Here is a 21,979-nt window from a genome sequence, read left to right as displayed (position 1 = left end):
GCCGCGCGTCACGCGTCGCCGTCGGCCTCCATCATCTTGCGCAGCAGGTACTGCAATGCGACGCGTTCGCCCGGATTGAGCGGCCCGTACGTGCGCTCGGTCACCTGCCGCGCGAACGGCACCGTGCGGTCGATCAGCGCGAGGCCCGCCGCGGTCGCGCGCACGATCAGCTTGCGGCCGTCGTTCGGGTCGGGCAGCACCTCGACCAGCGCGCGCGTCTTCAAGCGCTCGACGACGCCGCGAATGGTCGCCTGGTCGATCGCGGTCGCCTTCACGATGTCGTTCAGCGAACACGCCTGCTTTTCCTTGACCGCGCACAGCGCGACGAACTGCGCGGCCGTCAGGTCCGAATCGGGGATCGCTTCCTGGAAGATCGCGACGTGCCGCTGATAGGCACGGCGCAGCAGGTGCCCGACCTGGTCGTGAAAGTCGTAGGAATCCTTGGAAGACGCCATGAAGATGAAGGCTCGCGCGGCATGAATGGGAAAGGCAAGCAGTGTACACCCTCAAATCGGTGCATCCGGTCACGCGGCCGCTGCTTCGTTGCGGTGCGTCAGGGTTCTTCGCGCCCTACCCGCGTCGCGCCCGACAAGCGCCCGACTATGTCGGCCTGCTCGCGGACATCGCCGCTGCAACGCCCGCGGCTCGCGCGATCCGGCGGGCTGCCGGACGCGCGCGCTCCGAACGCCGAATCACTGGCGCTCACACACTCCACTTTTGAGCGTATACGCACGAATTTCGTGCATGCCTCCGGGTGGGAAAATCCATGTTGTCATGTGCACATTCCAGATTAATCCCCGAAAAATTCCGGGTTTATCTGGTTTATCGATCGATCCTGGCGCGTTCACTTTCATGCCTGCGCGATTCCGTATTTTATAGTGTGTACGCTATGTAATTGGCGTGCTATACAGACTCCAGCGCGCGGCGAACCTTCGCTCGCGTCGAACGGCCACCCACTTCATCCGTCACATTCGAACAGGGGCAATCCCATGTCTACCGCACACCCGAGCGCCGCCGTCTCCGCCGACGACACGCTGCACGGCGCGCTCTACCGCAAGGTCACGCTGCGCCTGATCACACTGTTCTGCCTGTGCTATTTCGCGGCCTATCTCGACCGCATCAACATCGGGCTCGCGAAGCTGCAGATGCTCGACGCGCTGAAGTTCAGCGACACCGTGTACGGGCTCGGCGCCGGCCTGTTCTTCGCCGGCTACATCCTGTTCGAAGTCCCGAGCAATCTGGTGCTGCAGCGCGTCGGCGCGAAGCTGTGGATCGCACGGATCATGATCACGTGGGGCCTGCTGTCGGGCGCGACGATGTTCGTGCATACGCCGATGCAGTTCTACGTCGTGCGCTTCCTGCTCGGCGCCGCCGAAGCCGGCTTCCTGCCCGGCGTGCTGCTGTACCTGACCCAGTGGTATCCCGATGCGCGCCGCGCACGCATCGTCGCGCTGTTCATGGTCGGGCTGCCGCTGTCGAGCATGATCGGCAGCCCGATCTCCGGCTGGATCATGCGTGCGTTCGACGGCGCCCACGGGCTCGGCGGCTGGCAGTGGCTGTTCCTGCTCGAGGCATTGCCGTCGGTGCTGCTCGGCTTCGCGGTGCTGCGCTGGCTGCCCAACAGCATCGAGACCGCGCGCTGGCTGAACGCGGACGAGCAGCGCACGCTGCGCGCGAACCTCGACGCCGATCCGTCCGGCAACAAGAGCCACGCGCTCGGCCGCGCGTTCTCCGATCCGAAGGTGTGGGCACTCGGCCTCATCGACCTGTGCGTGCTGCTCGGGCTGTATGCGGTGAGCTTCTGGCTGCCGACGATCCTGCGCGACACCGGCGTGAAGGACGCGTATCACATCGGCTGGCTGATGGTGATCCCGAATGCCGCGGCCGTGCTCGCGACGCTGTATTGCGGCGCGAGCTCCGACCGCGCGCGCGAGCGCCGCTGGCATATCGTCGTGCCGTTCCTGGTGTCGGCCGTCGCGCTCGCATTCGCCGCCGCGTCGTCGCACGGCACGCTCGCGACCGTGCTGCTGTTCTCGCTGATCAACGCGGGCGCGGCCGCCGCGATGCCGGTCGTCTGGGCGCTGCCGTCCACGTTCCTGAAGGGCTCGGCCGCCGCCGGCGGGATCGCGTTCGCGTGCTCGATCGCGAACCTCGGCGGCTTCGGCAGCACCTACTTCATTGGCTGGCTGCGCGACACGTTCCATTCGCAAAGCGCGGGGCTGTACGGCTTCGCCGCATGCATGCTGGTCGGATGCGCGCTCGCGCTCGCGTATCCCGCAAAGCTCGTGAACCGCTGATGTGCTCCATGCGCGCGGCGACCCGAGGTCGTCGCGCGCGATTCGTACAATTCGCACGACTCTCCGCGTATCGATGCGTGCCCAACGATATGCGCGCATGCCCCCTCTCGCCCTTCCGCATTCGTCACAGCGCCCCCGGCTGACGGCTTGAACAGCTTTCCTGGGCGCCGCACTCGCGCACGGGTCGCCTCGCGACGTGCCGCACTGCCTTTTTACAAACACGTCACCTCGCGCGCGTGTTCGCGCACGGCATGCCGCACCTCCTCGCGCCGCATCCCGCCACACCGGCGCGTGCGCATGTGCTGCCGTGCAGGCACGTCGTTTGCGATATCAACGCGCCCGCCCCCCCGGGGCGGACGGCAATCCTTCCTTCAACCCGGCGCTGCACACCGCGCGAGTCCTCGCGCGGCGATCCCGCATCGCAAGCAGGGTTCCCCCTGAACGAGAGGACGACATGAAATCCATACGAACGATAGTGGCCCTGTGCTCGGTCATTTCCGTACTCACGGCGTGCGGCGGAGACAGCAACGACGTCGGCACCGTGCTCGGCATCTCGAAGCCGCAGGCGCGCTTCATCAACGCGGTGCCGGCCGGCCCGAATCTCGACTACTACCTGAACGCGAAGCTCGATGCGTCGGGTGTCGCGTACAAGGGTGTGACCCGTTATCACGACATCGATTCGGGCACGCAGACCGCCAGTTACGACGTATCGGGAACGACCGCGACCGTCGCGTCGCAGTCGTTCGGCGCGGCGAACGGTCATCACTACACCACCATCGCGTTGCCGAGCACCTCGTCGGCGATTTCGCTGATCGACGATCCGTTCGACAAGAAGCTGCTGTCCGACAAGGCGCGCGTGCGCAGCTTCAACGCGTCGCCGAACACGCAGAACGTCGACGTGTACGTCGTGCCGCCGGGCACCGACATCAACACGCAAAGCCCGACGCTGGCGGGCGCCGCGTATCAGAACGCCGTGCCGGCATCCACACAGGATTCCATCTACCTGAACGGCGGAACCTACCAGGTGGTCGTCACGACGGCCGGCAGCAAGGCGCCGATCCTGAAGACCGCGCCGGTCGCAATCAACAACAACGCCGACTGGTTGCTGGTGACGATTCCGGCGGGCGGCATCGGCGACGTGACGCCGAACGACATTCACGTGCTCGTCGCGCAGGGCAACGATGCGGACACGTCCGCGCAGGAACTCGGCCCGCAATAACGGATAACGGCTTCGGCGGACCGCCGGCCGGCGGTCCGCCTGGCAGCCCTCGACAGTCCTCAGTCGGTCCGCTCGAGACGGATCACGTGCTCGACCCGCGTGCCGTCGCCGTGCTCGACATCGACATCGCCGACATGCCGGACGCGCCAGCCCGGCCGCGTCGCAATCTGCGGCACGTTGCCGCCCGGCCGGCTGTCGATGCCGCCGAGCCCTTCGTCGGGCGTCTCGACCGCGTCGTCGAGCGACGCATTCGAATAGATCACGTTGTCGTGCCACTCGGTCGCGCCGCTGCGCGCCTCCATGCCCTTGCCGTCGACGTCGACCGTGTTGTCGGTCATCGCCATGTTCGCGTTGTCGAGCGTCACGATCCTGCCGCTGGCGCGACGCACCGGATCGCCGCTGTCGACCGCATGCGCGCCGACGTCGATTGGCGGCAGGCCGGTCGGCGTCTTCGCCGCGACGGCCTCAGGGGTCAGCGCCCGCTTCGTGACCTCGGCGGCTTCGGCGACCTCGGCGGCCTGGGTCGCCGCATCGGGCATGTCGCCGGCCGCCGGCGTCTGCACCGGGCTCTTCGCGATCTGTTCGCGCTGCTGTTTCGGGGTTGGGTTCGATTCCGCGTTGTGCATCGCACCTCCTGTTCCGGACGGCGTGCGCCGGCGGGATGCAGCCGGCGCCGGTCCGGGAATCGCTACAACGGTCGTTGCAAATCTTTCACGCGCACGGCGCCGCCCACGCGTGCCCTGCGACACGCGTGCCGCGCCGACAGCCCCGGCGGCACGCGGGCGACGGGCCCGCGCATGCCGCCCGCGCCGACCGTCAGCCGCCGCTTGCTCCCGCGGGCGCGGAAGCGGCGCCGGGCATGCTCGCCGGGCCGCCGGCCGTGCCGCTGCCCGGCATGCCCGACGGCGCGGTAGACGGCGCCGGCGCCATGCTGCTGGTGGAGCCGGTTGAGCTCCCGCCGGTAGTGGTGTCGCTCTCGCTCTTCTTCTGACAACCCGCACCCACCGCCAGGCCGGCAATCAGGATGCCGGCGAAGACGACCCGCGATACGTGACGAATGGAATATCGCTGCATGACACCTCCGCTGATGTCGACTGGATGGAGACCTGTGGCGAGCAATGCGCGTGCCGTCCATCTCCTCCATCGCCACCGCCGGCGACCCAGCCCCATTCATTTTTCAAATGCCCCCCAGCCGAATATTTAATTTCCCATCGCCGCGACGGCCACCCATACTCGCGAACAAATCCGAGACATCACGTCCACGGCGGCCGGGCCTGCGCTGCGTGCACACGCTGCCGGTTCGCGCCCCGCACATGGAAGGAGACAACGCGTGCAACTGGAAGCCACCCACCGCGCGGGCATCGTGCTCGGCGCGGACGACGCATTGCATCGAACCGGTACCGCCGCGCGCGACCCCGCGCTGAGCCCCCGGCTGCACAACCCCGACCTCGCGCCGACCAAGGCGGAGGGCCGCACCTGGGGCCGGTACAGCATCTTCGCGCTGTGGACCAACGACGTGCACAACATCGCGAACTACTCGTTCGCGATCGGGCTGTTCGCGCTCGGCCTGTCGGGGTGGCAGATGCTCGCATCGCTCGCGATCGGCGCGGTGCTGGTGTACGGCTTCATGAACCTCACCGGCTACATGGGCCAGAAGACCGGCGTGCCGTTCCCGGTGATCAGCCGGATGAGCTTCGGCATCTACGGCGCGCTGTTGCCCGCGATGATCCGCGCGGTGATCGCGATCGCATGGTTCGGCATCCAGACCTATCTCGCGTCGGTCGTGCTGCGCGTGCTGCTCACCGCGATCTGGCCGGGCCTCGCCGCGTTCGACCAGAACGCGATCTGCGGGCTGTCGACGCTCGGCTGGGTGACGTTCGTCGCGATCTGGCTGGTGCAGATCGGCATCCTCACCTACGGGATGGAGATGGTCCGCAAGTACGAAGGGCTCGCCGGCCCGATCATCCTCGTCACGACGCTGTCGCTCGCCGCATGGATGTTCAGCCGCACCGGCGGCCATCTCGCGATGTCGATCGGCAAGCCGATGACCGGCCTGAAGATGTGGACCGAAGTGTTCGCGGGCGGCGCGCTGTGGCTTGCAATCTACGGCACGCTGGTGCTCAACTTCTGCGATTTCGCGCGCGCGTCGCCGAGCGCGAAGACGGTGCGGGTCGGCAACTTCTGGGGCCTGCCGGTGAACATCCTGGTGTTCGCGACGATCAGCTTCGTGCTCGCGGGCGCGCAGTTCAAGCTGAACGGCCAGATCATCCACAGCCCGACGGAAATCATCGCGACGGTGCCGAACAAGCTGTTCCTCGTGCTCGGTTGCCTCGCATTCCTGATCGTGACGGTCGCGGTGAACATCATGGCGAACTTCGTCGCGCCGGCCTTCGTGCTGACGAGCCTCGCGCCCCACCGCCTGACGTTCCGCCGCGCGGGCCTGATCAGCGCGACGGTCGCGGTGCTGATCCTGCCGTGGAACCTGTACAACAGCCCGATCGTGATCGTCTACTTCCTGTCCGGCCTCGGCGCGCTGCTCGGCCCGCTGTACGGGATCATCACGGTCGACTACTGGCTCGTGCGCAAGCAGCGCGTGAACGTGCCCGATCTGTACACCGAAGCACCGACCGGCGCCTATTTCTACACGCGCGGCGTGAACCGCAAGGCGCTCGCGGCGCTCGTGCCGTCCGCGCTGATCTCGATCACGCTCGCCGTCGTGCCGGCCTTCAGCGCGATGACGCCGTTCTCCTGGCTGCTCGGCGCGGCCATCGCGGGCAGCGTGTACTGGCTGACGGCCGATCGCAAACGGCAATACGACGAGCGCTCGGGCGAACCCATCGCGGTCGCCTGCGCCCGACACTGAACGCAGCATACGGAGTGCACCGATGAGAATCCTGGTAGTCAACGTCAACACGACCGCGTCGATCACCGACGCCATCGCCGCGCAGGCGCGGGCCGCCGCGTCGCCGGGCACCGAGATCGTCGGGCTGACGCCGCACTTCGGCGCGGAATCGGTCGAAGGCAATTTCGAGAGCTACCTCGCGGCGATCGCCGTGATGGATCGCGTGTTGAGCTACGACGAGCCATACGACGCGGTGATCCAGGCCGGCTACGGCGAACACGGCCGCGAAGGGCTGCAGGAACTGCTGACGGTGCCGGTCGTCGACATCACCGAAGCGGCCGCGAGCATCGCGATGCTGCTCGGCCACCGCTACTCGGTCGTCACGACGCTCGACCGCACGGTGCCGCTGATCGAGGATCGCCTGAAGCTCGCGGGGCTCGACGCGCGCTGCGCGTCGGTGCGCGCGAGCGGTCTCGCGGTGCTCGAGCTCGAGGAGAACCCTGCCCGCGCGATCGAGTCGATCGTCGACCAGGCCGCGCGCGCGGTGAAGGACGATCGCGCGGAAGTGATCTGCCTCGGCTGCGGCGGGATGGCCGGCCTCGACCGGCAGATCGAGGAATGCACGGGCGTGCCCGTCGTCGACGGCGTGTCGGCCGCGATCGCGCTCGCGGAATCGCTGGTGCGCCTGAAGCTGAAGACGTCGAAGGTCCGCACCTATGCGCCGCCGCGCCCGAAGCGGATCGTCGGCTGGCCGGGCACCTTCGTCAAATGACGGGCCGCGGGAACGCGTAGCGACATGCGGGACGCACCGGCGCCGAACGGCCTGTCCCTCGATGCGTCCGACGCAAGGAGTGCGCTCGACGGTCTGGACGCGCGCCTGATGCGCATCCTGCTCGTGCTGCTCACCGAGCGCACCGTGTCGCGCGCGGCCGTGCGGCTGAACATGTCGCAGCCGGCGACGAGCGCCGCGCTCAAGCGGCTGCGCACGCTGCTCGGCGATCCGCTGCTGGTGCGCAGCCGCTACGGCATGGTGCCGACCGAGTTCGGCGCGCGGCTGATCGAGCCGCTGCGCAACGCGCTGCGCGTGATCGACTTCATCCGCATCCAGCAGCCGAGCTTCGACGCGCGCACGTCGGTGCGCACCTACCGGATCGGTTGCCCCGACTACCTGAACGTGCTGTTCGTGCCGAAGCTCGTCGCGTTGTTCCGCGAACGCGCGCCGAACGCGCAACTCGTGTTCCATCCGCTCGGCGACGGCTACGACGACGAACGCGCGCTCGCCGACGGCGAGCTCGACGTCGTGATCGACAACCGCCCTGCCCGCCTGTCGCGGTTCCGGCAGGACGACCTGTTCGACGATCGCGTCGTATGCCTGATGCGCGCCACGCATCCGCTCGCACGGCGCGGCGCGATGACGGCCGCCGAATTCGCGCGCGCCGCGCAGCTGTGCCCGACACCGTCGTGGCTCGAAGCGTCCGGCGCGATCGACCAGCAGCTCGAACGCGTCGGCCTGCAGCGGCGGATCGTCGTCACGCTGCCGCACTTCGAACTCGCCGCGCATGCGCTCGTGCGCTCCGACCTGATCCTCACCACCACGTACCGGCTCGCGCGCCACTACGCGAAGCTGCTGCCGCTCGGCGCGGTGGCGCTGCCGGCCGAGCCGCCCGCGATCGTGTACCGGATGACGTGGAATGAGTCGGGCGCCTGCGTCGACGGTGTTCGCTGGCTGCGCGGGCTGATCGCGGAGGCGACGCGCGGCTGGCTCGACGCGGAGGCCACGCAGCCGGCTGTCGCGGCGGTTGCCGCGAATGCGAATGCGGATGCGCGGGCGAACGTGCCGATCGCCGAAGCCGCGCCGGAACCGACCCGACGCACGCGCCGCCGGCAGGCGACGCATTGCGGTGCATCGCAACGGCCGCGTGTCGCGCACGCGGCGCGCGTTCATCGCGTCGCGACGAAGTCGCGCTGAATCGATCGCCGACGACAACCTGAACGCGCAAGCCCGGTGGCTCCGTATCGTCGCGCGCAACGAGCGGGGCGTAAACGCCCGCCGAACGCATCACGCGTCGCGCATCGGTTGCGCAAGCAACTTGTATGCGATGACGGCGACGGCAAGCGCGAGCACGCCGCTGACCGTCAGCGCCGCGGCGAATCCGCTCGCGAAGGCCGCGGGTGCCGCATCGGCAAGCGTGCGCGCGGCCGACGGCGGCACGTGCGCGAGCGCCTGCGCGAGATCGCCGGCCAGCAGGCTCGACATGAACGGCGCGTCGACGAACGCGCGCATGCCCGGCGCGGCGGACAGCAGCCGGTCGAGGTGCGCGTGCGTGCTGACGGCCAGCACCGCGCCGAGCACGCCGACGGCCGTCACGATCGCCGAGAAGCGCGTGGTCGTGCTGATGCCCGACGCCATCCCGGTCCGGCTCGGCGGCACGCACGCCATGATCGCCTTCTGCGTGTCGCCGTTCATGATGCCCGCGCCGCAGCCGGTCACGAACATGCCGAGCGCGACGAGCCGGTAGTCGCCGCCGGCCGTCAGCGCCGCGGTCGCGAGATTGCCCGCGCCGATCAGTGCGAGCCCGCCCGCCAGCACGCCGCCGGACGATACGCGCGCGGCGAGCAGGCCGCCGAGCGAGGGCCCGGCGATCATCGCGAACGCGAACGGCAGCATCCCGAGCCCCGCGTCGATCGCGGACATCCCGAACGCGTTCTGCAGGTACAGCGGCAGGAACGTCATCATCACCTGCGCGCACGCCGCATAGCCGAACATCGCGAGCACGGCGCCGACGAAGCGCGGCTGGCGGAACAACGCCAGATCGATCATGGGCCGCGCCTGCCAGCGCTCCGCACCGATGAACGCGGCCAGCAGCGCGGCGGCCAGCGCGAACCGGCCGAGCGTCGCGGTCGACAGCCAGCCATGCGACGGCGCGCCGATCAGCGCCGCGATCGCACCGGCGAGCGCCGTGCCGAACAGCAGGCTGCCGGCGGCATCCACCCGTTTCGCGTGCGGATCGCGCGACTCGTCGATCGCGACGCGCGCGCCGGCCGCGAGCAGCGCGCACACCGGCAGGTTCAGCAGGAACACCCAGCGCCAGCCGATCCACTGCGTGATCGCGCCGCCGACCAGCGGCGCGACGGCCGTCGCGATCCCCATGCACATCCCCCAGATCGCCCACGCACGCGCCCGTTCGCGTCCGTCCGGAAAGCGGTTCGCGATCACCGCGAGCGCGGCCGTCAGCAACAGCGCGGCCCCGCCGCCCTTTGCCGCGCGCGCGGCGATCAGCCAGCCGGCCGACGGCGCGATCCCGCACCCGAGCGACGCGAGCGAAAAAAGCGCGAGCCCCGCGCCGAGCATGCGCTTGCGCCCGAAGCGGTCGGCCAGCCCGCCGGCCGGCAGCAGGCATGCGGCGAACGCGGTCATGTAGGCGCTCACGACCCATTCGATGTCGGCGAAACTCGCATGGAAGCCGCGCGCGATGCTCGGCAGCGACACGGCGACGACGTTCGTGTCGAGCACGATCAGCGAGCATGTCGCCGACGCGACCGCGAGCGTCGCGGCGGCCGGCAGGCGGGTGCCCGTGCGCGCGGCGGCAGGCGCGCCTGCGCGCGGGGCGGGAGAAGACTGGGACATCGACGGCTCCGGAACGAGAGGAACGAGCCGTATGCTAGGCTTGCCCGGTATTACCCGTCATTGACATACCGATGCAGTTTCATTAACGAAAATTGCAATCATGAATCCGCTCGAATTCCGTCACGTGCGCGCGTTCCTGAGCGTCGCGCAGCACCTGCATTTCGCGCGCGCGGCCGACGCGCTCGACATGGCGCCGCCCGCGCTCACGCGGCAGATCCAGGAAGCCGAGCGGCTGCTCGGCGTGCGGCTGTTCCAGCGCTCGCGCCGGGAGGTTTCGCTGACGGCGGCCGGCGTTGCGTTTCTCGCCGAGGCGCGCGCGGCGGTCGAGCATCTGCAGCGCGGCCGCGAACTCGCGACGCTCGCCGAACGCGGCGAACTCGGCCGGATCGAGATCGGCTACGTGTCGTCGGCTGTCTATTCGGGCACGCTGCAGCGCACGGTCGGCGCGTTCCGCGCCGCGCATCCGCGCATCGAGCTGAACCTGCGCGAGGTACCGATGGACGACGTCGCGAAACAACTCGACGCGGGCCGGCTCGACCTCGCGTACGTGCGCCCGCCGTTGCCGCTGCCGGGCGGGCTGCGGATCGTCACGCTGCAGCGCGACGTATTCGTCGCGGCGGTGCCGGCCGATTCGCGTTACGCGGCGATGACCGCCGTGCGTGCCGCCGATCTCGCCGACGCGCGCTTCGCCGTGCCGGAACAGGAGCGCGGCACGCTCGAAGTCGCGCGCCGCGGCCGCTTCGCGCCGGTGATCGCCGCGCGGCCGGGCGGGTTGCTCGCGGTGCTCGCGTGCGTATCGGTAAACGGCTGGGTCGCCGTGATCCCGGACGCGCTCGCCGACTGCGTGTCGTTGCCGGGCGTCGTGTACCGGCCGATCGCCGGCAAGCCGATCATGTCCGAACTCGCGCTCGCGCACCGGCGCTTCGAGAAGGCGCCCGCGGTACGCGCGTTCCTGCGCGCCGTCCCTGCCGCGGGCTAGCGCCTGTCTCGCCGATAACGGACGCGCGAATAAGCATTTCGCGATTCGATGTTTGCCGGCGCGAAACCGATTCCGTAATCTGCCCGGCAGCCGCGCGGCCTCTCGCGCGGATCACCGAGGACCTGCCGCCGATGACTTCGCCCTCCGCCCCGGCCCGCCGCCGCGCACTGCTGCGCGTGGCCGCCCTGGCCGCCGCACCGCTTGCCGGCGCCGCCGCACGGCCCGTCCGCGCGGCCGGCCCCGACCTGTCCAACGTGACGCTGGTGCTCGGCGACCAGGCCGGCGGCCTGCGCGCGCTGGCCGAAGCCGCGCGCGTGCTCGACGGCGTGCCGTACCGGTTTCGCTGGGCGAATTTCCAGGGCGCCGCGCCGCTGTTCGAAGCACAGCGCGCGGGTGCGATCGACCTCGCGCCGGCCGGCGACCTGCCGGTGTTGACGGCCGCGCTCGGCGATCCGGCGCTGCGGATCGTGGCCACGCGCGTCGGCTCGCCGACGTCGCTCGGCATCGTCGTGCAGCCCGATTCGCCGGTGCGCACCGTCGGCGACCTGAAGGGGCGCACCGTCGTCGTGTCGTCGGCGCGCGGCAGCATCTCGCAATACCAGCTCTACGGCGCGCTGCGCGAACACGGCCTCGCGCCGGGCGACGTCGACGTGCGCTTCGTGCTGCCGGTCGACGCGTTCGCCGCATTTGAGGCGAAGCAGATCGGTATCTGGGCGACCTTCGATCCGTATTACGGCAACGTGGTCCGGCGCGGTGCGCGCATCGTGCGCGACGGCAGCGGGATCAATTCCGGGCTCGCGTTCCTCACGTCGCCGGTCGAGACGCTCGACGATCGCGCGAAGCGCGCGGCGCTGTCGGACGTGCTCGCGCGGCTCACCCGAGCCGGCCAGTGGGCGCTCGGGCATCCCGCCGATTACGCGAGCGTCTATGCGTCGCTCACGCGCCTGCCGCGCGAGGCGGCCGCCGACATCGCGCGCCGGGCGGCGCTCGCGCAGCGCGGCGTCACCGACGCGGACATCGACGTGCTGCAGCGCGTCGCCGATCGCGCGGCCGCGGACGCGATCCTGCCGAAGCGCGTCGACGTCGCGTCGATCGCGGTGCGCAACCTGTCGGCCGCGTAACCGGCTGCACGTCGTCGCCTGTGCGGGCGTTCAACGCGGCTTCGCCATGTCGAGATCCGGCACGTCGTCGCCGAACGTCGACGCAACCAGCGTGCGCATCGCGGCGACCAGCAGCGTCGGGCCCGACTGGTTGAACGTGCAGCGCTCGCCGGCCGCCGGCACTGCCCGATGCAGCACCGCGCGCCACGCACCGTGCCCGCCGTCGCGCTCGAACGCGCCGAACGGCAAACGCTCGACGAGCGGCCCGCCGTCTACCCACGACGACGACGGCGCGTACGGCACCGGCGTGCCGCCCGGTTCGCGCAGGACCGTGCATCCCGCGGCGTCGACGCGCGGCGCGCCGAGTGCTTCCGCCATCGCCACCCAGAAATCGAGCGGCGCACCGACCAGATCGTGAACCTGCATCGCGCCCTCCCGCGGTCGTGAAAACGCCATCCTAGCGCTGCCGCGCGCGATGCGCCGGCCACGCCGCGACCGGTGCGTTGCCCGGCAAGCGCGCCCGTCGTGCCAAACCGCCGATACGTGTTACGAATCGGCGATTCCTGCGTACAATGAACGCAACACGTATCGTCCGGGCGGCGGTGGACACGCACCCCGGAACCGCATTCACGCCGAACCGGGCCGGGCCCGTTCGGCGGACGACAACCGGAACCATACGGTGCAGCGCAGGCCGGATCTCTCGGGAGACCGCAGCATGTCCACGCACGCCAGGAAACCGCTGATATCGCTCGTCGTGCCGTTTCATGACGAAGAGGAAGCGATCGACGCGTTCTTTGCCGAAACGCTGCCCGTTCTCGAGTCGGTCGGCGGGGTCCGCTTCGAGATCGTCTGCATCAACGACGGCAGCCGCGATCGCACGCTCGACCGGCTGCTCGCGATCGCCGCCCGCGACGCGCGCGTACACGTCGTGGATCTCACACGCCGCTTCGGCAAGGAAGCCGCGCTCACCGCGGGCCTGGACGAGGCCGCCGGCGCCGCGGTGATCCTGATCGACGCCGACCTGCAGGACCCTCCCGCCCTGATTCCCGCGATGATCGAACACTGGCGCGCCGGTGCCGAAGTCGTCGCCGCGAAACGCACCGACCGGATGTGCGACCCGTACCTGCAGCGCGCGGCGGCGGCGCTCTACTATCGCGTGCACAACGCGCTGTCCGAAGTCGAAATGCCGGAAAACGTCGGCGATTTCCGCCTGATGGATCGCGAGGTCGTCGAAGCGCTGCGCGCGCTGCCGGAGCGGCGGCGGTTCATGAAGGGGCTGTTCGCGTGGGTCGGCTTTCGCACCGCTATCGTCGAATACACGCGTGCGCCGCGCAGCGGCGGCCGCTCGAAGTTCTCCGGATGGCGACGCTGGAACTTCGCGCTCGAGGGCATCACGAGCTTCAGCACCGTGCCGCTGCGCGTGTGGACCTACATCGGTCTCACGTTCGCGATGCTGTCGCTCGCGTATGGCGCCTTCATCGTGGTGCGCACGCTGCTGTACGGCAATCCGGTGCACGGCTACCCGTCGCTGATCTCCGTCGTGCTGTTCGTCGGCGGCATCCAGCTGATCGGCATCGGCGTGATCGGCGAATACCTCGGGCGGATCTATCACGAGTCCAAGCAGCGGCCCGTCTATCTCGTGAGGCGGCGCTACCGAGCCGAGCGCGATGCCGCCGCCCAGCCGGCATCGAAGCTGCTGCAGTTTCCGCTGAAGCGCACGCCCGCGGCCCGCCGCCGGGCGGCGATGCCGGCAGTCGCCGGCGCCGCCTCCCGCAAAGCGTCGTTCAAGTAGAACCGGACCGCCGCAATTGGACATTCCCCGCGAATCGATGCGCTCGGCGGAGCGGCCCGTGCGCGCGTGGCTCACGCTGCGGCGCGTCGTCGTGTACAGCGTGCTGATGCTCGTGCTCGACGCACTGTTCGTCACGATCTGGACGACCGTCGTTCGTCACGGATCCGGAAGCATCGGGGCACGCCCCGGTGCCGACTTCTCGGTATTCTGGTCGGCCTCGTACGTGATGCTGCACGGCTCGCCGGCGCAGGCGTACGACTTCTCAACCTTCTCGCGGCTGACGACCGGGCTGTTCACGCACCTTCGCCGCGACGTCTTCGCCCCGTGGCTGTACCCGCCCACCTATCTGCTGCTCGTGACACCGCTGGCGCTACTGCCCTTCGCGCTCGGTTATCCGTTGTTCGTCACGATCGGCGTCGTCGTGCTCGGCCTCGTCGCGTGGCGCGTTTCGCGTCTCGGCACGATTCCGGGCGCATCGCGCGTCGGCCCGCTCGCGCTGGCCGCCGCGCCTTGCGTGTTCGTCACCGCGACGCTCGGACAAAACGCGTTCCTGACCGCGTCGTGCGCGGCGCTGGCCGTCCACTGGGCCGAACGGCGGCCGATCTGGGCGGGCCTCTGCATCGGCCTGCTGTCGGTCAAGCCGCAGATGGCGCTGCTGTTCCCGTTCGTGCTGGTCGCCGTGCGCGCATGGCGCACGATCGCATGGGCCGCGCTCGCCACCGGCACGTTCGTCGCGCTGAGCGTCCTGATTTGCGGCACCGAGTCGCTGCGCCTGTTCGTCGCCAGCACCGGACTCGCGCGATCGATCGTCCTCGAACACGGTGTCGTGTTCTGGCTCGCGTCGCCGACGCCGTTCGCGGCGTTCCGGCTTGCGGGCGTGCCGCTCGGCGCCGCCTATGCCGCGCAAGCGTGTATTGCGGCAATCGCGATCGCCGCCGCGTGCATCGCATGGACGCAATCGCGCGATACCCGCGTGCGCGCCGCCGTGCTGGCGGTCGCGACGCTCGTGGCGAATCCGTACGTGTGGCACTACGAACTTGCGTGGCTCGCCATCGCGATCGCCTGCATGCTGTCGATCGGCTGGCGCGACGGCTGGCTGCGCGGCGAACAGGCCACGATCGCGCTGATGTGGGCGCTGCCGATCGCCGAATACCTGAACCCGTGGCTGCTGCTGCCGCAGATCGGCCCGGTCGTGACGCTCTTCGCGCTGCTCGTGCTGCTGCGCCGCGCGCGGCACGACGCTCACAACGCGAGCCGCGGCGGCACGTACAGCCCGTAGTACGGCCCGACGCCCGTCGCGACGCCGGTCATCTTCACGCCGGCGACGAAGTGCCCCTGGATGTACTTGTACGTGCCGCCGAGCGACACGTCGATACGGAACGCCGCGAACGCGACGATCGGCACGTAGGTGCTGCTCGCCGTCTGCGTGACGACCGGCAGCACGACCGTCGTGCCGACCGGCACCGACGTGTAGAGCGTCGCCTTCACGCCGGTCGCGAGATAGATGCTGTCGCCGATATTGAGCGTCGTCGGGTTGCCGGTCACCATCAGGCCGCCCATCGTCGTCGTGTCGGTCGCGGTCGACTGGAACGACGTCCACTGGCCGCCCATGCACAGCGTGCCGTAGGTCTGGCCGTTCGTGATCGAGAATTCGTACGGCAGGTTGGTCAGCGGATTGATCAGCGGCTGGTTGGTCAGCGTGTTCCAGTACTGGTTGTACACGCACTGGTCGATCGCGACCGGAAAGAGCCCGCCCGCCGCCACCCCGCCCGGCGCGGCGAGCACCGCGATCGCGGTCGCGCTGCCGGACGCGCCCGGAATGCCGAGCAGCCCGCCGAGCAGCAGCGGAATCGAGCCGCCGTTCACGCCCGGCGCGCGCGACACGGTCACCTGAACCGCCGGCACGTCGTATTGGCCGGGCGTGATGGTCGTCGGCTGCATCGATGCCGGGTTGCGCGTCACGTTCCAGTAGCCGGTCGTCACCGTGCCGGTCGCGAGCGGCGCGCCTGCCGCCGCATTCTGCGCGATCACGCCGTTCGCCGCCGGCGCGGCCTGCGACCAGTTCAGCGCGCCGCCCGTGGGCGACATCATCGCGTCGGCCGCCGCGAGCGCGGCCGCGTCGGCAGCGTTCTGCAACTGGTTGCGCACCGTGGCCACCCACGCGATGTCGATTGCCAGCGCGCCGAACGACAGCAGCGGAATCAGGAACAGCAGGAAGAACAGCGCGACGGAACCGCGCTCGCGCGTGGCGCCGATGCGTGGCGTGCCGACCGCGTCATTCATAGAGCATCACCGAGCTGGCCGAGATCGTCACCGGGCCGGTCAGCGCGCTGAATGCCGACCCCAGCACCAGCCCCGAATACGTGTAGGTCACCGTGACCGTCAGCGCGGTGCCGGCCGTCGTGCCGTTCGCCTGCGTCACGGTGATGGTCGGCGTCGTCGCGGTGCCGCCGGTGATGAGGCTGTTCTGCGTGTAGGTCGACGCGACGTTGGCGATCTGTGTCGGGGTCAGCATCGGCACGCGCAGCATGACGCCCGCACGCGCGGCCTCGCGGCTCGCGTTCGTGATGACGGCCTTGTCGCACAGCAGCAGGCTCGTGTCGATGATGCCGATCAGCACCATCAGCAGGAACGGCAGCATCAGCACGAACTCGAGGGATACGACGCCGCGCGCGTGACGGACGCCCATCGCCTGGCGTGTCATCTTGCCGCCCCCGCGGCGGGCGGCAGCGCGTGCGGGTCGAGCGCGGCCCCCGTCGACGGTCGTGCGGCGGCGGGCGCCGGGCGCGCCGCAAGCTGCGCGCGCACTGCCTCGTAGACGCGCAGATTGTCGGCCACCGCCGATGCGGGCAGATCCGCCGACAACAGCTTCTTCGCCGAATCGGTGTTGCCGAGCACGCCATACGCGAACGCGAGGTTCTGGCGCGCCTGCCACGGCGCATCGGGCAACCCGGCCACGTCGAGCAGCACGTTCACGCCTTCGCGCGGCCGGTTGCTCAGCACAAGCGACAGCCCGAGGTCGACGCGCAAGCCCTGCGCATCCGGATGCGCGCGCAGCGCATCGCGGTATACGGCCTGCGCGTCTTCATGGCGGCCCTGCAGGTCGAGCACCGTACCGAGCCCTTCCGCCGCGAGCGGCAGGTTCGGCTGCGCGGCCAGCAGCTCGCGGTAGCGCTGGGCGGCCTCGTCGAGCCGGCGCTGCCGCAACGCGACGCGCGCGAGCCCGACCTGCGGCCCGGGTTCCGCGGGTGCCTGCTGTCGTGCCTGCTCGTAGAGAATCCGCGCGCGCTCCAGATCGCCCGCGCGGTAGCTGACGTCGCCCAACCCGAGGCGCGCCGGGAGCGAATCGGGATGCCGGGCGAGCACCTTCTCGTACAGCGTCGACGCGAGATCGACGTTGCCGCCGGCGAGCGCGCTGTCGGCAATGCGCAGTTCGGCCTGCGGGTCGTCGCTCTTGTGCGACAACGCCGGCCGCGTCTGGATGCCCGGCGCGCAGCCGCCGGCCAGCACCGGCAACACCGCCGCGAATGCGAACGCACGGATCACGGATCGTGTCATTTGAATACCTCGAGCAGGCGAATCGCCGCCGGGCCCGCCGCGATCAGGCCGACCGTCGGCAGGATGAACAGCATCATCGGCAGCGTGATCTTCGGCGCGAGCTTCGCGGCCTGCTCCTCGAGCGCGACGATCTGCTCGGTGCGCTCGCTGCGCGACAGCGTTCGCAGCGCCTGCGTGATCGGCGTGCCGAAGCGCTGCGATTGCGTGAGCGTCGTGGCAAGCGAGCGCGCCGACGCAAAGTCGACGCGCGTCGCGAAATGCGTGAGCGCTTCGGATACGTTGCCGCTCAACGTCAGCTCGTCTGCGCATACCGTCAACTCGTCGGCGAGCGGCGGGCAGATGCGCTCGAGTTCGCGCGCGACGCGCCGCACGCCCGATACGAGGCTGTTGCCGGCCATCGTGCAGATCACCAGCAGGTCGAGGGCGTCCGGAAAGCACGCGGCGATGATCCGCCGGCGCCGCCGGATCATTGCGCCGAGCACGTATTCCGGCACGATCACGCCGATCACGAACGCGGCGACCATCGCCAGCGCCCGGATCACGACGTATTCGCCGAAGCGCGGAATGTACGGGCTGAACACGATCGCGACGCCCGCGAGCAGCACGCCGCAACTCAGCTTGATGCCGATCATCGACGACACCGCACGCCGCTCGCGAAAGCCCGCGCGCGTCAGCTGCAGCCCGAGCTTCACACGCTGCATCGGGTCGAGCACGGGCAACCGCTCGCCGAGTTGCGCGAGCCGCCGCGTCAGGTCCTGACGTACCTCGCCCGGCTGCAGCCGCCCCGCCACCAGCGACAGCGGACGTTGCCCGGCCGCCTGCTGCACGCGCTCCGCGATCCGCCGGCGCGTGCCGCCGCCGGGCGTCGCGAGCGCCGCCGCGACGCACGCGAGCAGCAGCAACAGTTCGAGGCCGCGGGCGGCCAGCATCGACATCGTCATCGCGCGGTATCCAGTTTCGAGATCTTGTGAATCGTCAGCAGTCCGATCGTCAGCAGCACCGCGGCGATCGTCAGCATCACGCGTCCGGCATGCGTGTCGAACAGCAGCATCACGTACGCGCGGTTCACGAGGAACAGCGCGCCGATCATCACGAACGGCACCGCCGAAATGATCTTCGTCGTGATCCGCCCCTCGGCGGTCAACGCGCGCGTTTTCAGGCGGATGTCGCGGCGCGTGCGGATGATGCTCGACAACTCGTCGAGCGTCTCGCCGAGGCTGCCGCCGGTCTCGCGCTGCAGCAGCAGGTAGACGGTGAAGAACGAGAAATCCGCGATCATCAGCCGGTCTGCCGCGTGCGTCAGCACGTCCTTCAGATCCGCGCCGACGCGCAGGCTGTCGCCCATCGAGCGAAAGGTCGAGCGCACCGGCTCCGCCGCGCTGTCGCCCACCGTGCTGATCGCCTGCGTGACCGGAATGCCCGCGCGCACCGCCCGCACGATCAGGTCGATCGCGTCCGGGAACGCTTCGAGAAAACGCAGCCGGAACCGCTCGACCAGCGCGCGATAGCTGGCGCGCATCGCCACCAGCGGCAGCCCGACGTAGATCAGCGGATGGAGCGCGTGCGGCAACGCGACGAGTTGCACCACCACGATCGCGGCAATCGCGCCGGCGATCGTGCCGGCGACGACGATCCGCATCCCGCGTTCGCCGCCAACCGCGCGCACGCGCGTCACGTAGCGCTGCAGCCACGCGCGCGCGCGGCTTTGCCGCCGCGGCAGGTTGAACAGCGCGATGCCGGGTGCAGCGGCCGCACCGGCTTCCCGACCCGCCAGCGACGGCGCAAGGTGCCGCATCCGCTCGCGAATGCGCTGCTCCGGCGTGTGGCGCGCACGGTCCAGCCACGCGGACAGCGCGAGGCCCGCCGCGAGGATCACGACGAAGGCGCCGAGCGCGAGCAGGTCCGCGGTGCTCATTGCCGGAAGACCTCGGTGAGCGCGTCCTCGACGCCGTAGTACGCGGCGCGCGGCGCGAACGCCGGCCGCAGCGACGACGCCTCGAACACGCCTTTCACCACGTCCCGCGTCGTATCGCCCTCCTGGCGGAACGCGAACAGGTCCTGCGTGATCACCACCTCGCCTTCCATTCCGACGATCTCGGTGATCCGGGTCACGCGGCGCACGCCGTCGCGCATCCGCTCGACCTGCACGAACAGGTGCACGGCGCTCGCGATCTGGCGCCGGATCGACAGCAGCTGCAGGTTCGCGTTCGCCATCATCACCATGCTTTCGAGCCGGCTGATCGCGTCGCGCGGCGAGTTCGCATGGATCGTCGTCATCGAGCCGTCGTGCCCGGTATTCATCGCCTGCAGCACGTCGAACGCTTCCGCGCCGCGGATTTCGCCGAGGATGATGCGGTCGGGCCGCATCCGCAGCGCGTTGCGCACGAGGTCGCGCTGCGAGATCCCGCCGAGCCCTTCCGTATTCTCCGGCCGCGTCTCGAGACTGACGACGTGCGGCTGCAGCAGTTGCAGCTCGGCCGCATCCTCGATCGTCACGATCCGTTCGTGCTCCTCGATGTGTTGCGACAGCGCGTTGAGCAGCGTCGTCTTGCCCGACCCGGTGCCGCCCGAGATCACGATGTTCAGCCGGCACGCGCACGCGATCTTCAGCACCTGCAGCATCCCGTGCGAGATGTTGCCCTGATGCGCCATCCGCGCGAGCGTGATGTCGCGCTTCGCGAACTTGCGGATCGAGATCGACGCGCCGCGCATCGCGATCGGCGGCAGGACCACGTTCACGCGGCTGCCGTCGGCAAGCCGCGCGTCGACCATCGGGCTGCTCTCGTCGACGCGGCGCCCGACCGCCGCCGCGATCCGCTGCGCGACGCTCGTCACGTGCGCGTTGTCGCGAAACTTCAGCGGCGTGAGTTCGAGCCGGCCCGCGCGCTCGACGTACACCTGGTCGGGGCCGTTTACGAGGATGTCGGAAACGGTGTCGTCGGCGAGCAGCGGCTCGATCGGCCCGACGCCGAACATGTCGTTCAGGATCGCGTCGACGATCAGCACCTGCTCGCCCGCCGTTATCTTCAGGCGCTCGCGCTCGACCGTGTGCGCGGCCACCTGCTCGATGCCCGCGCGCACTTCGTCGCGCGTCTTCATCAGCGCCGCCGACATGTTCATCGACGAGAACACCGCGGTGCGAATCGCGTCGAACTTGCCGGAACGAATCAGCGCCTCGTGGGTATCGGCCACCGCAAGCCCGCGCGCGGACGCGGGCGCCTGGCTCGCTGTCGGGACCGGCTCCGGTGCGCCTTCGCGCGGCGCGGCAGGAGTAGCCGCCGGCTCGGGCGCAGGCGTCGGCCGTTTGCGGGTACCGAACGTCACGATCCTTTCCTCCATTTCACGAAGCGCGCGTACCACGACTGCGCGACGGCCATCGATTCGCCGGTGATGCCGTTCGCGAGCAACCGGATCTCGTCCAGGAAGCCGCGGCGTTTCGTGCCTTCGATCGGCTCGCCGAGGTTCTCGGCGACCGCGAGCGTCTGCGGCTCGTGCGGCAGCTCGCGCAGCCGCACGCCGCCGAATGCGTCCTCGAAGTCGGCCTGCGCGACGCGCCCCTTGACCGGCTCGAGCGGGTTGTTCAGCATCATCGACAGCAGCCGCTCGCCGGGCAGCTCCCTCACGAAGCGCGCAAGCCGGGCGGCTTCGTACGCGGCATGCACCGAGCGATCCGCGACGATATAGACGAGATCGGACACCGTCAGCGCATCCTCGAACAGTTTGCCGGCGCGGTTGCCCACGTCGAACAGCACGTAATGGAAGCGGTCCTTCAGCATCTCGACGAGCGACGCGATCGCATCGTCGCGCAGCGGCGCGTCGTCGCCATACGCCAGTTCGGCCGAGAGCACGTGCAGGCGGTCGCCCTTCGTGACGAACATGCGGTCGAACAACGCGTCGTCGGGACGCTGTTCCATGTTCAGCAGTTCGATCAGTCCGTTGTTGCTCGACAGCCCGAGCCGCGAGTTCGCGCCGCCGCCATGCAGGTTCAGGTCGACGTATGCCACGCGGCGGCGCTTCTCGCCCGCCAGGCAGCGCGCGAGACTCACCGCGACCGTCGTCGTGCCGACGCCGCCGCGCGCGCCGACGAAGCTGACGATCTTGCCGGTGCGCACCTGCACGACCGATTCCGTCGCGGTCAACGCGCGCCGCATCAACTCGACGGTCAGCGGCTTCACGATGTAGTCCTGCACACCGATGCCGAGCAGGTTGCGGAACAGCCCGACGTCGTTCTGCGTGCCGATCGCGACCACCCTCACGGACGGATCGCACACGTCGGCGAGCCGCATCAGGTCGGACACCGGCAGCACCGAATCCGACACGTCGACGATCAGCTGGCGCGGCGAGCGCTCGTGCTGCTGCAGCAGCCGGATCGCGTCGTCGCAGTTGCCCGGCTGCACGTGGGCGCGCGTGATCGACAGGTCCTGGGCGACGCGGCGGATCACGTCTTCGCTGCCGGCATCGGACACGACCGCGATGAGATCCGCCGCACCGGCTGCGGCGGCGCGCTTGGCATTCTGGCGATCGAGGACGTTCATGGGCGGCATCGCGATGGGCATCGGGAGCG

Annotated in this window: 21 protein-coding genes; 9 read left to right on the top strand and 12 right to left on the bottom strand. The window is 69.6% G+C overall.

The annotated features are described in order from the left end of the window. Positions 1-8: 8 nt before the first annotated feature. On the bottom strand, positions 9-455 hold the full coding sequence (locus tag U4Z64_RS27530) for a MarR family winged helix-turn-helix transcriptional regulator (RefSeq protein ID WP_044843888.1): 447 nt from the start codon (positions 453-455) through the stop codon (positions 9-11). Positions 456-989: 534 nt separating this feature from the next. Here U4Z64_RS27530 and U4Z64_RS27525 point away from each other — a divergent pair. Next, positions 990-2,297: an MFS transporter gene (locus U4Z64_RS27525; RefSeq protein ID WP_044843887.1), complete on the top strand. Its 1,308-nt coding sequence runs from the start codon at positions 990-992 to the stop codon at positions 2,295-2,297. Positions 2,298-2,751: 454 nt separating this feature from the next. After that, the gene (locus U4Z64_RS27520) at positions 2,752-3,516 is read left to right on the top strand and encodes a DUF4397 domain-containing protein (RefSeq protein WP_321821629.1); all 765 of its coding nucleotides are present in this window, start codon (positions 2,752-2,754) and stop codon (positions 3,514-3,516) included. 59 nt (positions 3,517-3,575) lie between these two features. On the opposite strand, the gene U4Z64_RS27515 is transcribed toward U4Z64_RS27520, so the two are convergent. Together U4Z64_RS27515 and U4Z64_RS27510 are read right to left on the bottom strand one after the other, a co-directional pair. Further along, positions 3,576-4,142 carry a DUF3005 domain-containing protein gene (locus U4Z64_RS27515; protein ID WP_044843885.1) on the bottom strand — a complete coding sequence of 189 codons (567 nt, stop codon included), beginning with the start codon at positions 4,140-4,142 and terminating at the stop codon, positions 3,576-3,578. Between the two features lie 190 nt (positions 4,143-4,332). After that, complete coding sequence (locus U4Z64_RS27510; RefSeq protein WP_082088451.1) at positions 4,333-4,590, bottom strand: hypothetical protein; 258 nt, start codon at positions 4,588-4,590, stop codon at positions 4,333-4,335. Between the two features lie 256 nt (positions 4,591-4,846). Between U4Z64_RS27510 and U4Z64_RS27505 the strand changes: the two genes are divergently transcribed. The 3 genes from U4Z64_RS27505 to U4Z64_RS27495 are packed head-to-tail and all read left to right on the top strand — an operon-like array spanning position 4,847 to position 8,327. Further along, the gene (locus tag U4Z64_RS27505) at positions 4,847-6,379 is read left to right on the top strand and encodes an NCS1 family nucleobase:cation symporter-1 (protein ID WP_321821628.1); all 1,533 of its coding nucleotides are present in this window, start codon (positions 4,847-4,849) and stop codon (positions 6,377-6,379) included. Between the two features lie 22 nt (positions 6,380-6,401). After that, positions 6,402-7,130 (top strand): aspartate/glutamate racemase family protein, encoded by a 729-nt coding sequence (locus U4Z64_RS27500; RefSeq protein WP_321821627.1) that lies wholly within the window; start codon positions 6,402-6,404, stop codon positions 7,128-7,130. A 24-nt stretch (positions 7,131-7,154) separates the two neighbouring features. Continuing rightward, positions 7,155-8,327 carry a LysR family transcriptional regulator gene (locus U4Z64_RS27495; protein ID WP_321821626.1) on the top strand — a complete coding sequence of 391 codons (1,173 nt, stop codon included), beginning with the start codon at positions 7,155-7,157 and terminating at the stop codon, positions 8,325-8,327. Between the two features lie 90 nt (positions 8,328-8,417). On the opposite strand, the gene U4Z64_RS27490 is transcribed toward U4Z64_RS27495, so the two are convergent. Beyond that, the gene (locus tag U4Z64_RS27490; RefSeq protein ID WP_321821625.1) at positions 8,418-9,986 is read right to left on the bottom strand and encodes an MFS transporter; all 1,569 of its coding nucleotides are present in this window, start codon (positions 9,984-9,986) and stop codon (positions 8,418-8,420) included. A 100-nt stretch (positions 9,987-10,086) separates the two neighbouring features. On the opposite strand from U4Z64_RS27490, the gene U4Z64_RS27485 reads away from it, so the two are divergent. Both U4Z64_RS27485 and U4Z64_RS27480 read left to right on the top strand, forming a co-directional pair. Continuing rightward, positions 10,087-10,965 carry a LysR family transcriptional regulator gene (locus U4Z64_RS27485; protein ID WP_321821624.1) on the top strand — a complete coding sequence of 293 codons (879 nt, stop codon included), beginning with the start codon at positions 10,087-10,089 and terminating at the stop codon, positions 10,963-10,965. 131 nt (positions 10,966-11,096) lie between these two features. Continuing rightward, a complete protein-coding gene (locus U4Z64_RS27480; RefSeq protein WP_321821623.1) occupies positions 11,097-12,086 on the top strand; it encodes an ABC transporter substrate-binding protein in 990 nt (329 codons plus the stop codon). Between the two features lie 30 nt (positions 12,087-12,116). Here U4Z64_RS27480 and U4Z64_RS27475 read toward each other — a convergent pair whose 3' ends face one another. Further along, entirely contained in the window at positions 12,117-12,491 is a 375-nt protein-coding gene (locus tag U4Z64_RS27475; protein WP_321821622.1) for a phage protein NinX family protein, read from the bottom strand. A 289-nt stretch (positions 12,492-12,780) separates the two neighbouring features. Here U4Z64_RS27475 and U4Z64_RS27470 point away from each other — a divergent pair, with 289 nt between their 5' ends. Further along, positions 12,781-13,857 carry a glycosyltransferase family 2 protein gene (locus U4Z64_RS27470; RefSeq protein ID WP_321821621.1) on the top strand — a complete coding sequence of 359 codons (1,077 nt, stop codon included), beginning with the start codon at positions 12,781-12,783 and terminating at the stop codon, positions 13,855-13,857. Between the two features lie 16 nt (positions 13,858-13,873). Then, positions 13,874-15,136 (top strand): glycosyltransferase family 87 protein, encoded by a 1,263-nt coding sequence (locus U4Z64_RS27465; protein WP_321821620.1) that lies wholly within the window; start codon positions 13,874-13,876, stop codon positions 15,134-15,136. Here U4Z64_RS27465 and U4Z64_RS27460 read toward each other — a convergent pair. From U4Z64_RS27460 to U4Z64_RS27430, 7 genes are read right to left on the bottom strand one after another with little or no spacing between them, the layout of a single operon-like run. Beyond that, positions 15,100-16,140, bottom strand: coding sequence for a TadG family pilus assembly protein (locus U4Z64_RS27460; RefSeq protein ID WP_321821619.1), 1,041 nt, complete (start codon positions 16,138-16,140; stop codon positions 15,100-15,102). The genes U4Z64_RS27465 and U4Z64_RS27460 overlap by 37 nt on opposite strands. Then, positions 16,133-16,561: a TadE family protein gene (locus U4Z64_RS27455; protein ID WP_321821618.1), complete on the bottom strand. Its 429-nt coding sequence runs from the start codon at positions 16,559-16,561 to the stop codon at positions 16,133-16,135. Before U4Z64_RS27455 ends, U4Z64_RS27460 begins: the two co-directional genes overlap by 8 nt. Continuing rightward, positions 16,558-17,415, bottom strand: a complete 858-nt coding sequence (locus U4Z64_RS27450; protein ID WP_321821617.1) for a tetratricopeptide repeat protein — start codon at positions 17,413-17,415, stop codon at positions 16,558-16,560. Before U4Z64_RS27450 ends, U4Z64_RS27455 begins: the two co-directional genes overlap by 4 nt. Next, the gene (locus tag U4Z64_RS27445; RefSeq protein ID WP_124488402.1) at positions 17,412-18,356 is read right to left on the bottom strand and encodes a type II secretion system F family protein; all 945 of its coding nucleotides are present in this window, start codon (positions 18,354-18,356) and stop codon (positions 17,412-17,414) included. Before U4Z64_RS27445 ends, U4Z64_RS27450 begins: the two co-directional genes overlap by 4 nt. Beyond that, the gene (locus tag U4Z64_RS27440) at positions 18,353-19,330 is read right to left on the bottom strand and encodes a type II secretion system F family protein (protein WP_124488401.1); all 978 of its coding nucleotides are present in this window, start codon (positions 19,328-19,330) and stop codon (positions 18,353-18,355) included. The genes U4Z64_RS27445 and U4Z64_RS27440 overlap by 4 nt, the downstream gene beginning before the upstream one ends. After that, positions 19,327-20,739 carry a CpaF family protein gene (locus U4Z64_RS27435; RefSeq protein WP_321821616.1) on the bottom strand — a complete coding sequence of 471 codons (1,413 nt, stop codon included), beginning with the start codon at positions 20,737-20,739 and terminating at the stop codon, positions 19,327-19,329. Before U4Z64_RS27435 ends, U4Z64_RS27440 begins: the two co-directional genes overlap by 4 nt. Continuing rightward, positions 20,736-21,959 (bottom strand): AAA family ATPase, encoded by a 1,224-nt coding sequence (locus tag U4Z64_RS27430; RefSeq protein ID WP_321821615.1) that lies wholly within the window; start codon positions 21,957-21,959, stop codon positions 20,736-20,738. Before U4Z64_RS27430 ends, U4Z64_RS27435 begins: the two co-directional genes overlap by 4 nt. Between the last annotated feature and the right edge of the window lie 20 nt (positions 21,960-21,979).

The sequence above is a fragment of the Burkholderia sp. BCC1996 genome, from assembly GCF_905339955.1.
In the GTDB taxonomy this organism is placed as follows: Bacteria; Pseudomonadota; Gammaproteobacteria; order Burkholderiales; family Burkholderiaceae; genus Burkholderia.
Note: the sequence above shows the minus strand (reverse complement) of the source record. Positions and strands in the feature narration are given on the sequence as shown.

What these genes read in the sequence shown, in the direction of transcription:
- U4Z64_RS27510 (WP_082088451.1), bottom strand. Translation starts at nt 4,590, where the DNA reads ATGCAGCGATATTCCATTCGTCACGTATCGCGGGTCGTCTTCGCCGGC.
- U4Z64_RS27430 (WP_321821615.1), bottom strand. Translation starts at nt 21,959, where the DNA reads ATGCCGCCCATGAACGTCCTCGATCGCCAGAATGCCAAGCGCGCCGCC.
- U4Z64_RS27485 (WP_321821624.1), top strand. Translation starts at nt 10,087, where the DNA reads ATGAATCCGCTCGAATTCCGTCACGTGCGCGCGTTCCTGAGCGTCGCG.
- U4Z64_RS27530 (WP_044843888.1), bottom strand. Translation starts at nt 455, where the DNA reads ATGGCGTCTTCCAAGGATTCCTACGACTTTCACGACCAGGTCGGGCAC.
- U4Z64_RS27475 (WP_321821622.1), bottom strand. Translation starts at nt 12,491, where the DNA reads ATGCAGGTTCACGATCTGGTCGGTGCGCCGCTCGATTTCTGGGTGGCG.
- U4Z64_RS27455 (WP_321821618.1), bottom strand. Translation starts at nt 16,561, where the DNA reads ATGACACGCCAGGCGATGGGCGTCCGTCACGCGCGCGGCGTCGTATCC.
- U4Z64_RS27440 (WP_124488401.1), bottom strand. Translation starts at nt 19,330, where the DNA reads ATGAGCACCGCGGACCTGCTCGCGCTCGGCGCCTTCGTCGTGATCCTC.
- U4Z64_RS27500 (WP_321821627.1), top strand. Translation starts at nt 6,402, where the DNA reads ATGAGAATCCTGGTAGTCAACGTCAACACGACCGCGTCGATCACCGAC.
- U4Z64_RS27515 (WP_044843885.1), bottom strand. Translation starts at nt 4,142, where the DNA reads ATGCACAACGCGGAATCGAACCCAACCCCGAAACAGCAGCGCGAACAG.
- U4Z64_RS27470 (WP_321821621.1), top strand. Translation starts at nt 12,781, where the DNA reads ATGTCCACGCACGCCAGGAAACCGCTGATATCGCTCGTCGTGCCGTTT.
- U4Z64_RS27495 (WP_321821626.1), top strand. Translation starts at nt 7,155, where the DNA reads ATGCGGGACGCACCGGCGCCGAACGGCCTGTCCCTCGATGCGTCCGAC.
- U4Z64_RS27480 (WP_321821623.1), top strand. Translation starts at nt 11,097, where the DNA reads ATGACTTCGCCCTCCGCCCCGGCCCGCCGCCGCGCACTGCTGCGCGTG.
- U4Z64_RS27520 (WP_321821629.1), top strand. Translation starts at nt 2,752, where the DNA reads ATGAAATCCATACGAACGATAGTGGCCCTGTGCTCGGTCATTTCCGTA.
- U4Z64_RS27490 (WP_321821625.1), bottom strand. Translation starts at nt 9,986, where the DNA reads ATGTCCCAGTCTTCTCCCGCCCCGCGCGCAGGCGCGCCTGCCGCCGCG.
- U4Z64_RS27460 (WP_321821619.1), bottom strand. Translation starts at nt 16,140, where the DNA reads ATGAATGACGCGGTCGGCACGCCACGCATCGGCGCCACGCGCGAGCGC.
- U4Z64_RS27450 (WP_321821617.1), bottom strand. Translation starts at nt 17,415, where the DNA reads ATGACACGATCCGTGATCCGTGCGTTCGCATTCGCGGCGGTGTTGCCG.
- U4Z64_RS27445 (WP_124488402.1), bottom strand. Translation starts at nt 18,356, where the DNA reads ATGACGATGTCGATGCTGGCCGCCCGCGGCCTCGAACTGTTGCTGCTG.
- U4Z64_RS27525 (WP_044843887.1), top strand. Translation starts at nt 990, where the DNA reads ATGTCTACCGCACACCCGAGCGCCGCCGTCTCCGCCGACGACACGCTG.